We start from the raw sequence: 15,264 nt of genomic DNA, 5'->3' as shown, positions 1-15,264 counted from the left end.
GACGCCGCCCGCAGCAGGTATCCTCTGCCCTCGCGACCTTTCGCGGGGCGGCAAAGGCGCTCGGGAGCGCATGGCCCTACCGGCCACGGCTGTCGCAGCCCTCGACATGTGCGGACGCGGCGTGATGCCGGGTTTCGTAGCCCGTCCGGGTGTCTGAGCCGCGTGAGTCGGAGCTCTCGGGGCTGGTCGGTCTCGTCGGCAGCCTGCAGATGCGGTCTCGTCCGGATTCGATCAGTCGATGTCCGGATCATCGGACTCTTCGGGGAGTCGGGCCGCGAGGTCATCGGCCCACTCCACGGCCCAGGTACGAAGGGCGGCGATGGTGGTCTCGTCCAGGCCGTAGGCGGCGAAGGCTTCGTCGTCGGTCCACTCGGCGCCCGTGAGGTTCGCCTGCAGGTCCTCGCGCTCGAAGCGGCCACGGGCGTGGCGGCGGCCGAACTCCTCAAGCTCGGTATTGGTCCAGCGGCGGGAGGCAGCGAACACGTCGATCAGGTCGCGGGGCGCTCCGCGGTCGGCGAGGGCGCGAACCTTGGTCCCGATCACGTCCTCCTCCGCGAGGACGGGCCCGTACGGGCTCTGGGAGACGGGCCGCCAGAAGACTTCCTTCAGGATGTCGACTTCACAGTCCTGCCCGGTGACCGGGTCGGTCACGGTGAAGCGAGCGGACAGCGGGGCAGTTTCCAGTGCATGCACTTTCCAGCCCCGAGCCTCGAGGCCGCGACAGACTGCGGCCGCGATGTCGGCCATGGGCGCCGGGTTCTCCGTGGCGACATCGAGGTCCTGGCTGGGACGGTTCACGAGGCGGTGCGCCCTCACGGCATACCCGCCGGTGAGGACTAAGGGATACGGCGAGCCGAGGGCAATCACATCCGCCAGGAGCCGCATGTGCAGATCCGGCATGTCCGTCACGCGGCTGCCCGGGTGCGGGAGGCGAGCTGGGGGAAGGCGTCCTCCCACACGGTGCGCACGGTGCGACCGACGAGGGTGCGCAGCACGGGCCACAGCTGGAGGAGCAGATCCTGATTGAGGTAGAGGGGCAGGTCGTCGTGCAGGCCCTCGTGCAGGACGGTGCGGTACAGGCCCATGCGCTGGCGAGGCTTGCCCAGGTCGTACGAGGTCATCCCGGACCAGGCCAGGTGCAGCGGCAGCTCTACGACACCGCGCGCCGGCCCATGCAGCTCGTCCAGCGATTCCGGCAGACGGCGCCGGAACTTCTCCCGGTACAGCGCGAGGTCCTCGGCTTCCGCGCCGGAGAGGCCCCTCGGCGCGGGCGCAGGATGCTGTGGGCTGGAGGACATGCCTCCATTATGGCGGCCGAAGAAGTGATGCGGGCCACGATGTGCGAGCCCGCGCCCGGAGTGAGTAGCGGCGGTGCGCCGGCTGTCGCAGCCCGTTCTTGCCCTGAGCAGGAGGCACGGGCTGTCGGCCGCTTGTGTATGAGACCTGGACGCGCAGACGCTGGGCTGACCTGAACACCACTCGTCACCACCAGCACTTCCCGCTTCATCCGGCCTCGCATCGACGAACGCCACCGATGGTGTCCTCGGCGGGACACCATCGGGTAGCAGACCACTCCGACAGACATGCTGACGTCGGCGGCCTTTGCGGGTGGTGGGTGGGGCCGGTTCAGCGCCGACAACGGGAGGCGTACAGAGCGGGCCGATGGTGCCGCCGTTCAGCAGCAATGCCACTGTCTGTGATCCGTTGCGGGTGCAGCAAGGGCCACGCTGAGATGTTGACCAGGAAAGCGGACAGGGCGAAACCGCAGACGCAGGACCTGGGTCGTCAGCCGATTCTCCCCGGATTCTCCCCAGCGACGTCAGGAGGGTAAAAGTCCTGTTCAGGGCCTTGCCGGAGGCAGGTAGACGAGATCACTTGCATCACTTCTCCCCAGGGGCTCCCCAGCGCCTCATACTAGTACCCATTCCGGAGATGCAACAGCAAACTATGTACGCTGCGCTGGTGGAGCCGGTCGACCCCTAGAGCCAGTCCCGACGCTTGAAAATCATGTACAAACTTACGCAAACCACGCCCATCAAGCCGACTGCGAAGGGGTAGCCGCCCGCCCACTTCAGCTCCGGCATGTCTTCGAAGTTCATGCCGTAGATGGTTCCCACGAGTGTGGGTGCAAAGAGGATGGCGGCCCACGAGGAGATTTTTTTGATTTCTTCGTTCTGTTCGAAGCCCGCTTCGGCCAATGCGCGCATTTCGGCGTTCTGTTGTTGGGACACCAGGGTGGCGTTGACCGTCAGGATTTCCGTGAGGGCCTGGCGGAAGCCGTCCACGCGTTCGCTGGTGTGGGTGACGTGGTCCGCCACGTCGCGGAGGTAGCGCTGGAGTTCCTCGTCCGTGCCGTACTTCGCGAAGCCCGCCATCAGGCTGTGGAGCATGCCGACCAGGGGGCGGGTGGCACGCTGGAACTCGACCATTTCGCGGGAGAGTTCGTAGATGCGGCGGGAGACCTCCGGGTCGCCGCTGAAGACCTCGGTCTCGATCTCGTCCATGTCGATCTGGACGCCCTCGACGACCGGGGCGTAGCCGTCGACCACCGCGTCGAGGATGGCGTAGAGGGCGGCCTCAGGGCCGAGGGAGAGGAGTTCGGGGGACTTCTCCATTCGCCGGCGGACGGCCGAGAGGTCCGGGGCGGCGCCGTGGCGGACCGTGATCAGGAAGTCGGGGCCCACGAAGATGTGGAGCTCGCCGAAGTCGACCTCCTCCAGTGCGTCCAGGTAGCGGGCGGCGCGCAGGACGACGAAGAGGGTGTCTCCGTAGCGCTCCAGTTTGGGGCGCTGGTGGGCCTCCAGGGCGTCTTCGATGGAGAGCGGGTGGAGGTTGAACTCGGCTGCCAGGGAGTGGAGTTCGGATTCCGTCGGGCGGTGCAGGCCGATCCAGGCCATGCCGTCCGGCTGTTCGCGGAGTTGGCGGAAGGTGTCGGCGAGGGTGACGGGGGAGGCGATGCGCACGCCGTCGCGGTAGACGGCGGAGTCGATCACGCTGCGGTGGTCGGCGGGGGTGCGGACCACCGAAGTACGTCCAGTACAAGCGGCGGCCCTCCGCCCGGGGGCCCCTCCCAGCGGTAGCTGGGGGAGATGCACCGCACCGGACACCGCGACCCGGCAAACCTTCCCGGCCACAGCACTAGTTCTGCGACCGGCACGCCGGGGCGTGGGGCAACTCCCGCACGCGGGAAAGCGCGTGTACGTTGGCCGGACCGGCGGATCCTGCGCGGGATCGGCCGAGCAGTCGACGAGACCGTGATCGAGATCGGGGTAGCAAGTGACGCATCGCGTACGAGGGGTCATCGCACGGAGCAAGGGCGCGCCGGTGGAGACCACGACGATCCTCGTGCCCGACCCGGGGCCCGGCGAGGTGCTCGTACGGGTCCAGGCCTGCGGGGTCTGCCACACCGACCTGCACTACCGCGAGGGCGGGATCAACGACGAGTTCCCCTTCCTGCTCGGCCACGAGGCGGCCGGGGTCGTCGAATCGGTCGGACCGGACGTCGCCTCCGTGGCCCCCGGTGACTTCGTCGTCCTCAACTGGCGTGCGGTGTGCGGCAATTGTCGGGCCTGCAAGCGCGGCCGCCCCTGGTACTGCTTCGCCACGCACAACGCCACCCAGTCCATGACCCTGGAGGACGGCACCCCGCTCTCCCCGGCGCTGGGCATCGGTGCCTTCGCCGAGAAGACCCTGGTCGCCGCCGGCCAGTGCACCAAGGTGGACCCGGCCGCCTCGCCGGCCGCCGCGGGACTGCTCGGCTGCGGGGTGATGGCCGGTCTCGGCGCGGCCCTGAACACCGGCAACGTCGGGCGCGGCGACTCCGTCGCCGTCATCGGCTGCGGGGGAGTGGGCAACGCCGCCGTGGCCGGGGCCCGGCTGGCCGGAGCCTCGCGGATCATCGCCGTGGACCTCGACGACCGGAAGCTCGAATGGGCGCGGGGCCTCGGCGCCACGCACACCGTCAACGGCGCGGCCGTGGACGTGGTCAAGGCCATCCAGGAGCTCACCGGCGGGAACGGCGCCGACGTGGTCATCGATGCCGTCGGCCGCCCCGAGACGTACCGCCAGGCGTTCTACGCGCGCGACCTGGCCGGCACGGTGGTCCTGGTCGGCGTCCCGACGCCGGAGATGCGCCTCGAACTCCCTCTGCTCGACGTCTTCGGGCGCGGCGGCGCCCTGAAGTCCTCCTGGTACGGGGACTGCCTGCCCGAGCGGGACTTCCCGCTGCTCGTCGACCTCTACCTCCAGGGGCGCCTCGACCTCGACGCGTTCGTCTCCGAACGGATCGCGCTCGACGGGGTCGAGGAGGCCTTCGCGCGGATGGAGCGGGGCGAGGTGCTCCGCTCGGTGGTCGAGTTCTGACCGAGCCCGGCGCCGGGACCCGGACCCGGCGCCAGGCGGCGGGGAGAGCCGAAGCAAGGGCCAGGATTCCCTGACGGTCCGTACTAGTGCTGTGACCGGAAAGGTTCACCGGACCACGGCGGTACGTCCAGTACGAGCCGCGGCCCTCCGCCCGGGGGCCCCTCCCAGCGGTAGCTGGGGGAGATGCACCGCACCGGACACCGCGACCCGGCAAACCTTTCCGGCCACAGCACTAGACTCGGCGGCACCGCCAATCCGCACCCCGGCCGCGACCCGGCCCGGGCAGAGGTACCCGAGGGGCCGTCCGTGACCGCCAGTGCCAGCTACCGCCAGCCCGGTGTCGTCCTCACCGACCACCGCTTCACCGTCCCGCTCGACCACGCCCGCCCCGACGGCGAGCGGATCGAGCTGTACGCGCGCGAGCTGGTCGCCGCCGGCAAGGACCCGGAATCCCTGCCCTGGCTGCTCTACCTGGAGGGCGGTCCCGGCTTCGGCGCGCGCCGGTTCATCGGCCGGCAGGCCTGGCTGGAGCGGGCCCTGTCCGAGTACCGGGTGCTGCTCCTGGACCAGCGCGGGACCGGCCGCTCCACCCCGGTCAACCGGCAGACCCTGCCGCTGCGCGGAACCCCGGAGCAGCAGGCCGAGTACCTCGTCCACTTCCGGGCCGACTCCATCGTGCGCGACGCCGAGACCATCCGGCCCCTCCTCACCGGCGGCAAGCCCTGGACGGTCCTCGGGCAGAGCTTCGGCGGGTTCTGCGTCACCCACTACCTCTGCGCCGCCCCCGAGGGGCTGACCGCGGCCCTCATCACCGGCGGGCTGCCGTCCCTCGACGCGACGGCGGCCGAGGTCTACGAAGCCGCGTACCCCCGCATGGAGCGCAAGAACCGCGCGCACTACGCCCGTTACCCCATGGACGTGGAGCGCGCCCGGCGGATCGCCGCCCACCTGAGCGAGCAGCCCGCGCGGCTCCCCGGCGGCTACCGGCTGACGGTCGAGGCCTTCCAGTCCCTCGGGATCCTCCTCGGCGGCTCGGACGGCAGCCACCAGCTGCACTACCTGCTGGAGGACGCCTTCGTCCCCACGCAGGCCGGGCCCGCTCTCTCCGACGCCTTCCTCGAGGCCGTCCACGCGCAGCTCTCCTTCGCCGGGCACCCGCTCTACGCCCTGGTCCACGAGGCGATCTACGCCCAGGACCCGGGCGCGCCCCTCGGCTGGGCCGCCGAGCGGGTGCGCGCGGACCACCCGCGCTTCGACGCCGCGAAGACCCTCGCGGGCGACGAGGCGATGTACTTCACCGGCGAGACCGTCCACCCCTGGCACTTCACCTGCGATCCGGCGCTCGCCCCGCTGCGCGAGACCGCCGAGCTGCTGGCCGCCCGTACCGGCTGGACGCCGCTGTACGACCGGGCGCGGCTCGCCGCGAACGAGGTGCCGGTGGCCGCCGCCGTCTACCACGACGACATGTACGTGGACACCGCCCACTCCCTGGCCACGGCCCGGGCGGTCCGGGGGCTGAAGACCTGGGTGACGGACGAGTTCGAACACGACGGCGTCCGGGCCGGCGGCCCCCGCGTCCTGGACCGGCTGCTGGCACTCGTGCGCGACGAGGTCTAGACGATCCCCTGACAGGCCGGATCCCGCGGTACGGCCGGCTCCACGAAGGCCCGGGTCAGGTGCGCGGTGGCCAGGAGGGCGCCGCGGCGCGCCGCCAGGGCCAGCAGCTCCTCCCGGGAGGCGCGGGCGGCGGCCCGGTCGCGCTCGTGGGAGTACGGGACGGCCGTATCGGCCAGCTGTACGGCGTGGACGAGCACGTCACCGGTGACCAGCACGTCCCGGACCCCGCCGCCCGCGCCGGACCCCTCCACCAGCACCGACTGGTGGCCCGGGGTGTGCCCGGGCGTCGGGAGCAGGGTCAGGCCGGGGGCGAGCCGGTGGACCCCGGACACCTCGTGCAGCTGCCCCGTGGCCCGCAGCGGTGCGACGACCCAGTCCCACACGGGATCCGCCCGGTCCAGGGCCGCGACCTCCGCGCCCTGTACGAGGTACCGCGCGGCCGGGAAGAACGGCAGGCCTGCCCGGTCCAGGGTCCAGCCCGTGTGGTCCTCGTGCAGATGCGTCAGGACCACCGCCTCCACGTCGCCCGGCGCGATCCCGGCCTCCTCGAGCGCGGCGGGCAGCCGGCCCGGGACCGGGGCCCAGCCGGCCGCGGGCCCGTGCGCCGGGCCGACCCCGGCGTCGACGAGCACCCAGCGGCCGTGCGGCCGGGCCACGGCGAAGCACCGGAAGTCCAGCAGCCAGGAGCCGTCGGGACCGGCGGCGCCGGGGTCCACGAGCGCGGCCGCCGCCCAGGCGGCGGCGCCCGCTCCGGGGAACGCCGTGCGGGCGGGCTCGAAGAACGCCCCGGAGGCGTCGAGCAGGGCCACTACCGGCCCTTGTCTGTCCATGCGCCTATTGTGCGAGACATGACTGAACAACTGGACGGGCCCGCGCCCTTGGAGCCCATGCCCACCGACTGGACGCGCGCGCTCGCCGTGGTGGCCCACCCCGACGACCTCGAGTACGGCTGCGCGGCGGCCATCGCGGACTGGACGGACGGCGGCCGGGAGGTCGTCTACCTGCTCGCCACGCGCGGCGAGGCGGGGATCGACGGAATCGCCCCCGCCGAGTGCGCCCCGCTGCGCGAAGCCGAACAGCGCGCGAGCGCGGCCGTCGTCGGAGTGTCCGCCGTGGAGTTCCTCGACCACCGCGACGGGGTGCTCGAGTACGGCCTCGACCTGCGCCGGGACATCGCGGCCGCCATCCGCCGGCACCGCCCCGAGCTGGTCGTCACCATGAACCACCGCGACACGTGGGGCGGGGCCGAGGGCGGCGGCTGGTGGAACACCCCGGACCACAAGGCGGTCGGCCGGGCCACCCTGGACGCTGCGGGGGACGCCGGCAACCGCTGGATCTTCCCCGAACTCCTCACGGAGCAGGGCCTGGAGCCGTGGAACGGGGTCCGCTGGGTCGCGGTGTCCGGAACCACGACGCCGACGCACGCGGCGGACGCCGGTCCGGGCATGGAGCGCTCGGTGAAGTCCCTGATGGAGCACAAGGCGTACATCGACGCGCTGACGGACGAGGACCCCGAGACGTACGTGCGCGGCTTCCTGACGGGCAACGCCCGGATGGCGGCGGCCCGGTTCGGCGGCCGCCCGGCGGTGGCGTTCGAGGTCTTCCCGCGTTGACGGGTGCGCCCTAGGGTGTCCGCGTGATCGACACCATCAGCACGGAGATCGCGGAGGGTGAGGAACGGATCCGGCTGCACGTGGCGGACGGGATCGCGGAACTCACCCTTTGCCGGCCGGACAAGCTCAACGGCTGGAGCTGGGAGTCCACGCGTCAGCTGGGCCTGCTGGCGGACCGGATCCGCTTCGACCCGGACGTGCGCGCGGTGCTGCTGCGGGCCGAGGGCCGGGCCTTCTGCGCGGGCATCGACGTGACCGCCCCCGGCGGGGCGATCACGGGGGAGTCGGCGGCGGGGCGCAACCGCAACTACTACGAGGGCATCCGCTGGGTCCACGAGCGCTTCGCGGTCCTGGCCCGCCTGCCGCAGCCGGTGGTGGCGGCGGTGCAGGGCTACTGCCTGGGATTCGGCTTCGAGCTGGCGCTGATGGCCGACATCCGGGTGGCGGCGCGGGACGCCGTCTTCGCGCTGCCCGAGGCCCAGTTGGGCGTCGCGGTGGACGCGGGCGGAGACCTGCGCATCGCCCGCGAGACGGGCGCGGGCTGGGCGAAGTACCTCGCCCTGACGGGCCGTCGCATCGACGCGGAGACGGCGCACCGGCTGAACCTGGTCCAAGAGGTCGTCCCGCCCGGGGAGCTGGAGGGCACCGCACGGGCCCTCGCTGCGGAGATCGCCGCGAACGCCCCGCTGGCCGTCCAGGGCATCAAACGCGCGATCGACTCCTACGCGGACGCCGCCCTCCCAGCGGCCCTGGACCGCGTCGCGATGACGGCGGCGCTCACCCTCACCTCGGAGGACGCGCGCGAGGGCTACAGCGCCAAGGCGGCGCGCCGGCCCCCGCGTTTCACGGGGGGCTGAAGGGGGCTGGAGGCGCTTGAGGGGATCGCGGGGCGGGCCGGGCCGTGAGCCCTGCCTACTGCGCCAGGCGCAGGAGGGCGAGGGCCCGGGCCGAGACGGCCGGCAGGGGCTCGTGGCCGCCTTCCGCCGCCCAGTGCTCGAGGGCGACCGTGACCGCGTCGATGAGGCAGGCCGCCAGGACACGGGTCTCCAGGGCGGATTCGGGCCGCCCCGTACGGGCCGCGAGGACCGGGACGAGCCGGTCCTGCATCGCGCGGGCGGCCGCGAGCCAGCGCAGGCGGATCTCCGGGACACGGCTCATCACCTGGATCAGCCGGACCGTCTGCCCCGGCTCCTCGTAGCGCGCGCCCGCCGTCGCGGTGGTGAAGGCGGCCTGGACCGCCTCGGTGACCGGCTCCGAGGCGGGGCGCAGGGCGAGCTCCTCGACCAGGGTGGCCACCCCGGCCGTCAGCACCGGGGTCATCGCGTCCTCCTTGGCCGGGCAGTACCGGTAGAAGGTGCGCAGCGAGATGCCGGCCGCCCGGGCGATGTCGTCGACCGTCGTGGCCTCGAACCCCCGCTCGGAGAACAGTGCGGCGGCGGCCTCCGCGATCTCGTAGCTCGTGGCCTCCCTGCGTCGCTGCGTCAGCGACGGACGTCCCGTACCGGCCGCGCCCGCCGTGCCGCCTGCGCCCGCCGTGCCGCCAGTGTCCGCCGTGCTGGCCGTACTCACCGTGCTCACCGCGGCACCTCCGGGGTCGTGGGGCTCACGTGGCCAATGTGCCACAAGACCACATCGTGGCGTGAGGTGCCATGGAGGCGCCCCCTGCCGTCGACCGTGTCACGCGGTGAACGGCCCGCGACCCAACTGCTCGCGGACCGGCACCACTTCGGGGTTGACCAGCGCCCGGCGCTGCCAGTTCGCGCCGTCCACCACCAGGGTGTGGCCGGTGATGAAGCGGGCGTAGGGCGAGGCGAGGAAGGTGGCGGCCCAGCCCAGTTCGCGCGGCGCGCCGACCCGCAGGGCGGGCTGCCGGGCGTCCTTGTCGTCCGGGGCGGCCCGCTCCAGGCCGCCCCGGATGTCCGCGGTCATGTCCGCGTGCGGCATGAGCCCGGGCACCAGGCCGTTGATCTGGATGCCGTACGGGCCCCACTCGACGGCGAGGGTCTCCACGAGGTTCTTCACCCCGGCCTTGGCGGCGGCGCTGTGCGCGAACCCCGGACCGCCCGTCCAGGCGTACGAGGCGCCGATGTTCACGATGGACCCGGCGGTGCCGGCCGCGAGGTGGCGGCGGCCGAACTCACGGGTCACGAACCAGGTGCCGGTCAGGGTGATGTCGACCACCGCCCGCCAGGCGTTGGGGGACAGGTCCTCGGCCGGACAGGGGAAATTGGCGGCCGCGTTGTTGACCAGCACGTCCGGCGTCCGGCCGCACGCGGCCTCGGCCGCGTCGAACACCTCCGCGACCCGCTCCGGGTCCCGGATGTCACAGACCGCGGCCGTCACCCGTCCCGCGCCGGGCACGGCCGCCAGTTCCTCCTGGCCGGCCTTCAGCTGCTCGATCCGGCGGCCCGCGATCACCAGGTCCGCTCCGAGCCGCGCGAATTCGGTGGCGATGGCCTTGCCCAGCCCGGTGCCGCCGCCGGTGACGAGCACCGCCCGGCCGGCGAAGGTACCGGGCGGCAGGGCGGCGGAGCCGAGGGGCGGCGGCGCGGGCAGCCCGCGCGAGTGGTTCTCCATGCGGCCCATCGATAGCGTGCGGACGCGCAGATCGCCATGCCCGCGCCGGTAACCGTGTCCTCCGACAGGTTCCCAGGAATGCAAGCGACCGCTTAGTATGCCCGCGAGGCGTGGTTCCCCGTCGGCGGCTGGAGGCCCCTGATGCAGGCATGGCGAGTACACACCCCCGGCGAGCCCCGCGAGGCCATGCGCCTCGAAGAGGTGCCCGAACCGGTGCCCGGCGAGGGCGAGGTGAGGCTCAAGGTGCTCGCCGCCAACGTCAACTTCCCCGACGCGCTGCTCGTGCGCGGCCAGTACCAGATCCGCCCCCCGCTGCCCTTCACCCCCGGCGTGGAGATCTGCGGCGAGACCGACGACGGCCGCCGCGTCATCGCCAATCCGAGCCTGCCCAACGGCGGTTTCGCCGAGTACGTCACCGCCCCCGCGCGGGCCCTGCTCCCCGCCCCGGACACCCTCGACGACGCCGAGGCGGCCGCACTGCACATCGGCTACCAGACGGGCTGGTTCGGCCTGCACCGCCGGGCACGCCTCCAGGCGGGCGAGACCCTCCTCGTGCACGCCGCCGCCGGCGGGGTCGGCAGCGCCGCCGTCCAGCTCGGCAAGGCCGCCGGAGCCACCGTCATCGGAGTCGTCGGCGGCAAGGCCAAGGCGGCCACCGCCGAGGAGCTCGGCTGCGACCTGGTCGTCGACCGCACGACGGAGGACATCGTCGCCCGCGTCAAGGAGTTCACCGCGGGACGCGGCGCCGACGTCGTCTACGACCCGGTCGGCGGCGACGCCTACACCGCCTCGGCCAAGTGCGTGGCCTTCGAGGGCCGCATCGTCGTCGTGGGCTTCGCGAGCGGAACCATCCCCGCCCCGGCACTGAACCACGCCCTGGTGAAGAACTACGCGATCCTCGGCCTGCACTGGGGCCTGTACGCCACCAAGGAGCCCGCCGCCATCGCCGCCTGCCACGCGGAGCTCACCCGCCTCGCCGCCGAAGGCACCGTCAGGCCGCTGGTCAGCGAGCGCGTCCCGCTCGCCGGTGCCGCCGACGCCGTACAGCGCCTCGCCGACGGGACCACCACCGGCCGGCTGGTCGTCGTACCGGCCCGGGACGGGGGCCGGCGATGACGGCCGCCGCGGTCACCGCCGCACAACTGCTCCTGCGCACACGGGAACTGCTCGCCGCGCACCCGCCCGCCACCACCGCGCGCGAGGACTTCCTGCGCGCCCGCTTCGACGCCGGACTCGCCTGGGTGCACTACCCCGAGGGCCTCGGCGGACTCGGCGCGCCCCGCACCCTCCAGGCCGTCGTCGACGCCGAACTGGAGGCCGCCGCGGCCCCCGACAACGACCCGCGCCGGATCGGCATCGGCCTGGGCATGGCCGCGCCCACGATCCTCGCGTACGGCACCGAGGAGCAGAAGCGGCGCTTCCTGCGCCCCCTGTGGATCGGGGAGGAGGTCTGGTGCCAGCTCTTCAGCGAGCCCGGCGCCGGCTCCGACCTGGCCGCACTCGGCACCCGTGCGGTCCGCGCCGCCGACGGGGACGGAGACTGGGTGGTGGACGGCCAGAAGGTGTGGACCTCCAGCGCCCACACCGCCCGCTGGGCGATCCTGATCGCCCGCACCGATCCCGCGCTGCCCAAGCACCAGGGCATCACCTACTTCCTGTGCGACATGCACGCCCCCGGCGTGGAAGTGCGCCCGCTGCGCCAGATCACCGGCGAGGCCGAGTTCAACGAGGTCTTCCTCACCGGCGTCAAGATCCCCGACGCCCACCGGCTCGGCGAGGTGGGCCAGGGCTGGGCCGTCGCCCGCACCACCCTGATGAACGAGCGGGTCTCCATCGGCGGCATGCGCATCCCCCGCGAGGGCGGCATGATCGCCCCGGTCGCCGCCGCCTGGCGCGGGCGCCCTGAGCTGCGCACGCACTCCCTGCACCAGCGGCTGCTGGAGCTGTGGGTCGAGGCGGAGGTCGCCCGCCTCACCGGGGAGCGGCTGCGCCAGCAGCTCGCCGCCGGAGCGCCCGGCCCGGAAGGCTCGGGGATGAAGCTCGCCTTCGCCCGCCTCAACCAGGAGATCAGCGGCCTGGAGGTGGAACTCCTCGGCGAGGAAGGGCTGCTGTACGAGGACTGGACCCTGCGCCGCCCCGAGATCGTCGATTTCACCGGCCGCGACGCCGGCTACCGCTACCTGCGCGCCAAGGGCAACAGCATCGAGGGCGGCACCAGCGAAATCCTCCTCAACATCGTCGCCGAACGCGTCCTCGGCCTGCCCGCCGAACCGCGCGACGACAAGGACCTCGCCTGGAAGGACCTGGCCCGATGAGCGCACCGAACCCCCCGAGCGCGGCCCCCCTGGACCTGCTGTACTCCGAGGCGGAGGAGGAACTCCGCACGGCCGTACGCTCCCTGCTCGCCTCCCGCTGCGACGCCGCCGCCGTCCTGGCCCGGATCGAGGGCGGCGCCCCGCACGACCCGGTGCTGTGGCGGGTGCTCGCCGCGGACATCGGCGCCGCGGGACTGCTCGTACCGGAGAAGCTGGGCGGCCAGGGCGCGAGCCACCGGGAGGCGGCCGTGGTCCTGGAGGAGCTCGGCCGGGCCGCCGCCCCGGTCCCCTACCTCACCAGCGCCGTCCTGGCGACGGAGATCCTGCTCGGCTGCGACGGCGCGGACTGTGCCGACCTCCTGCGGGAGCTCGCGGCGGGCCGGCGGGTCTGCGCGCCCGCGCTGCCCCTGACCCTGGCCCCCGGCGCACCCCTGCCGGCGCCGGTCCGGGACACCGGCGCGGGCCCCGGCGGCGGGACGGGCCCCGGCGGCGGCCACGGCGGCGGGACGGGCACGCGGACGCTGAGCGGCAGCGTCACCTCCGTCGCGGACGCGGCCGGCGCCGACGTGCTGCTGGTCCTCGCCGACACCGGGTTGTACGCCGTCCAGGCCGACTCGCCGGGGGTCTCTCGGACCCCCCTCGTGGCGCTGGACCTGACCCGCCCCCTGGCCACCGTCACCCTCGACGGGGCCGCCGGGACCCGGCTCGCCGACCCGGCCACCGCCCGCGCGGCCATCGCCGGGGCACTGCTCTCCGGGGCCGGACTGCTCGCCTCGGAACAGCTCGGGCTCGCCGAATGGTGCCTGGCGCAGACGGTGGCGCACCTGCGCACCCGCCACCAGTTCAACCGGCCCCTCGGCTCCTTCCAGGCCCTCAAGCACCGCCTCGCCCGGCTCTGGCTCGACGTGGCCTCCGCCCGGGCCGCGGCCCGGGCCGCCGCGGACGCCCTCGCGACCGGCGCCCCCGACGCGCCGCTCACGGTCGCCGTGGCCCAGGCCTACTGCTCGGGAGTCGCGGTCAAGGCGGCCGAGGAGTGCGTACAGCTGCACGGCGGCATCGGCATGACCTGGGAACACCCCGCCCACCTCTACCTCAAGCGGGCCAAGGCCGACTCCCTGGCCCTCGGCACGGCCGGCCACCACCGCGGCCTGGTAGCGGACTTCGCGGAACTCCCGTCCCCCTAGGCCGTCCCCCTAGTGCCGTGACCGGAAAGGTCCACCGGGTCGCGGCGCCCGGCACGGCACCTCGCCGCGTTGTCGGACCACGCGAGTACGTCCAGTACGCGACGTGATCCTCCGCCCGGGGGCCCCTCCCAGCGGTAGCTGGGGGAGATGCACCGCACCGGACACCGCGACCCGGCAAACCTTTCCGGTCACGGCACTAGCCGATGCCCGCCCGGTGCTGCTCCCGGCCCGTGCCCTCGACGCCGGCGGGGCTGGAAAACCCAGCCCCGCCGGCGTCGGGGCGCGGGGTACGGGCGTGATCCCACGGGGAGTGCCGGCCGAACGGCCGATGCGGTCGGCGCCGGGGCTGCGGCAGCCTTGACGGATTCCCCGTCGACCCCGCCCCGCGAAGGGAGCCGCGTCATGCTGCACGCCCTCTACCTGCTCGGCATAGCCGCCTTCGCCGCCTCCGGCGTCCTCGCCGCGCACCGCGCGAACATGGACCCCTTCGGCGGGCTCGTCCTCGCCTTCGCGGCCGCCATCTCCGGCGGGACCCTGCGCGACCTCATCCTCGACCGGCATCCGCTCTACTGGACGCACGACTGGCTGCTGCTCGTCCTCATCGCGTCCGTCGCCGTCGCCACCATGCTCTACCTGCGCCGCCGGGAGCTCCCGCACCGCTCCCTGATGGTCGTCGACGCCGTCGGCCTCTCCGTCGTCACCGTGATCGGCGCCCGCGCCGCCATCGACGCGCACGTCACCCCGGTCGCCGTGCTCATCCTCGCCGTCCTGACGGGAGTCACCGGCGAGGTCGTCCGCGACGTGCTCTGCGGGGAGTTCCCGCCCCTGCTGCTGCGCGAGGAGGTGTACGCGACGGCCGCGCTCGCCGGGGCGGTCTCCTACCTCGGCCTGCACCGGGCCGGAGCCCCGGACACCGTCAACATCGCCGTGTCCGCCGCCCTGGTCTTCGCCCTGCGCATGACCGCGGTCTTCCGCGACCTGCACCTGCCCCGCCTCCAGCGCGCCACCGGCTGATCCCTATCCTCGGCGGATGAGCGCTTCCATCACCCGGATCGACGCCGCCGATCTGTTCGCGTACCGCGACGAACTGGCCTCCCTCCTCCTGCGCGTGGTCCGCGACGGTGCCTCACTGGGCTTCCTCGCCGACATCGACCACGAGGCCGCCGTCGCCTGGTGGGAATCCCTGCTCCCCGCCGTGGAGGAGGGCTCCCTCGCCCTGTGGGTGTCGAGGGGGCCGGACGACTGGATCGACGGCACCGTCAGCTGGAGCCGGGAGACGAAGCCCAACGGCCGCCACCGCGCCGAGGTGCGCAAGCTCATGGTCCACCCCGGGGCCCGCGGCCGCGGCACGGGCCGCGCCCTCCTCGCCGAAGCCGAGGCGGCCGCCGCCCGCGCCGGGGTGGTGCTCCTGTTCCTGGACACCGAGAGCGGCAGCGGGGCCGAGCGGGTGTACCGGACCGCCGGCTGGACCGAGGCGGGCTCCATCCCCGACTACGCCGCCGATCCGGCCGGCCGCCTGGTGGCGACCACCTTCTACTACAAGCACACGGGGCAGTAGGGGGCTTCTCGGTGACCTCGTCCGCCGCGCCGCGTTAG

The 15,264-nt window shown here is 73.3% G+C and carries 15 protein-coding genes; 9 read left to right on the top strand and 6 right to left on the bottom strand.

All coding sequences use genetic code 11. The features are described from left to right. Positions 1-231: 231 nt before the first annotated feature. From DRB89_RS21135 to DRB89_RS21125, 3 genes are all read right to left on the bottom strand, one after another. Positions 232-900: a nucleotidyl transferase AbiEii/AbiGii toxin family protein gene (locus tag DRB89_RS21135; RefSeq protein ID WP_204357893.1), complete on the bottom strand. Its 669-nt coding sequence runs from the start codon at positions 898-900 to the stop codon at positions 232-234. Between the two features lie 5 nt (positions 901-905). Continuing rightward, positions 906-1,298 carry a hypothetical protein gene (locus DRB89_RS21130; protein ID WP_112452028.1) on the bottom strand — a complete coding sequence of 131 codons (393 nt, stop codon included), beginning with the start codon at positions 1,296-1,298 and terminating at the stop codon, positions 906-908. 681 nt (positions 1,299-1,979) lie between these two features. Further along, on the bottom strand, positions 1,980-3,023 hold the full coding sequence (locus tag DRB89_RS21125) for a magnesium and cobalt transport protein CorA (protein ID WP_239516262.1): 1,044 nt from the start codon (positions 3,021-3,023) through the stop codon (positions 1,980-1,982). 253 nt (positions 3,024-3,276) lie between these two features. On the opposite strand from DRB89_RS21125, the gene DRB89_RS21120 reads away from it, so the two are divergent. Both DRB89_RS21120 and DRB89_RS21115 read left to right on the top strand, forming a co-directional pair. Further along, on the top strand, positions 3,277-4,362 hold the full coding sequence (locus DRB89_RS21120) for an S-(hydroxymethyl)mycothiol dehydrogenase (RefSeq protein ID WP_112452585.1): 1,086 nt from the start codon (positions 3,277-3,279) through the stop codon (positions 4,360-4,362). Between the two features lie 306 nt (positions 4,363-4,668). After that, complete coding sequence (locus DRB89_RS21115; RefSeq protein ID WP_239516261.1) at positions 4,669-5,979, top strand: alpha/beta fold hydrolase; 1,311 nt, start codon at positions 4,669-4,671, stop codon at positions 5,977-5,979. Here DRB89_RS21115 and DRB89_RS21110 read toward each other — a convergent pair. Beyond that, positions 5,976-6,809 carry an MBL fold metallo-hydrolase gene (locus tag DRB89_RS21110; protein WP_112452583.1) on the bottom strand — a complete coding sequence of 278 codons (834 nt, stop codon included), beginning with the start codon at positions 6,807-6,809 and terminating at the stop codon, positions 5,976-5,978. The two genes, DRB89_RS21115 and DRB89_RS21110, sit on opposite strands and share 4 nt — an antisense overlap. An 18-nt stretch (positions 6,810-6,827) precedes the next feature. On the opposite strand from DRB89_RS21110, the gene DRB89_RS21105 reads away from it, so the two are divergent. Both DRB89_RS21105 and DRB89_RS21100 read left to right on the top strand, forming a co-directional pair. After that, positions 6,828-7,592, top strand: coding sequence for a PIG-L deacetylase family protein (locus DRB89_RS21105; RefSeq protein WP_112452582.1), 765 nt, complete (start codon positions 6,828-6,830; stop codon positions 7,590-7,592). Positions 7,593-7,615: 23 nt separating this feature from the next. Beyond that, positions 7,616-8,449, top strand: coding sequence for an enoyl-CoA hydratase/isomerase family protein (locus DRB89_RS21100; protein WP_112452581.1), 834 nt, complete (start codon positions 7,616-7,618; stop codon positions 8,447-8,449). Positions 8,450-8,504: 55 nt separating this feature from the next. Here the strand turns inward: DRB89_RS21100 and DRB89_RS46010 are convergent, their stop codons facing one another. After that, entirely contained in the window at positions 8,505-9,170 is a 666-nt protein-coding gene (locus tag DRB89_RS46010; RefSeq protein WP_162688671.1) for a TetR family transcriptional regulator, read from the bottom strand. Positions 9,171-9,269: 99 nt separating this feature from the next. After that, positions 9,270-10,169: an SDR family oxidoreductase gene (locus tag DRB89_RS21090; RefSeq protein WP_112450739.1), complete on the bottom strand. Its 900-nt coding sequence runs from the start codon at positions 10,167-10,169 to the stop codon at positions 9,270-9,272. Positions 10,170-10,310: 141 nt separating this feature from the next. Between DRB89_RS21090 and DRB89_RS21085 the strand changes: the two genes are divergently transcribed. The 5 genes from DRB89_RS21085 to DRB89_RS21065 all read left to right on the top strand — a co-directional run bounded on the left by DRB89_RS21085 (position 10,311) and on the right by DRB89_RS21065 (position 15,226). After that, on the top strand, positions 10,311-11,285 hold the full coding sequence (locus tag DRB89_RS21085; protein ID WP_112450738.1) for an NADPH:quinone oxidoreductase family protein: 975 nt from the start codon (positions 10,311-10,313) through the stop codon (positions 11,283-11,285). After that, a complete protein-coding gene (locus DRB89_RS21080; RefSeq protein WP_112450737.1) occupies positions 11,282-12,484 on the top strand; it encodes an acyl-CoA dehydrogenase family protein in 1,203 nt (400 codons plus the stop codon). The genes DRB89_RS21085 and DRB89_RS21080 overlap by 4 nt, the downstream gene beginning before the upstream one ends. Beyond that, entirely contained in the window at positions 12,481-13,668 is a 1,188-nt protein-coding gene (locus tag DRB89_RS21075) for an acyl-CoA dehydrogenase family protein (protein ID WP_112463381.1), read from the top strand. The genes DRB89_RS21080 and DRB89_RS21075 overlap by 4 nt, the downstream gene beginning before the upstream one ends. A 402-nt stretch (positions 13,669-14,070) precedes the next feature. Then, positions 14,071-14,682 carry a trimeric intracellular cation channel family protein gene (locus DRB89_RS21070; protein ID WP_112450735.1) on the top strand — a complete coding sequence of 204 codons (612 nt, stop codon included), beginning with the start codon at positions 14,071-14,073 and terminating at the stop codon, positions 14,680-14,682. 16 nt (positions 14,683-14,698) lie between these two features. Next, positions 14,699-15,226 (top strand): GNAT family N-acetyltransferase, encoded by a 528-nt coding sequence (locus DRB89_RS21065; RefSeq protein WP_112450734.1) that lies wholly within the window; start codon positions 14,699-14,701, stop codon positions 15,224-15,226. Positions 15,227-15,264 lie beyond the last annotated feature (38 nt).

The organism is Streptomyces sp. ICC4 (assembly GCF_003287915.1).
GTDB classification, from domain to species: domain Bacteria; phylum Actinomycetota; class Actinomycetes; order Streptomycetales; family Streptomycetaceae; genus Streptomyces; species Streptomyces tritrimontium.
The sequence above is the reverse complement of the archived record's forward strand: the minus strand, read 5'-3'. Positions and strand labels throughout refer to the sequence as shown.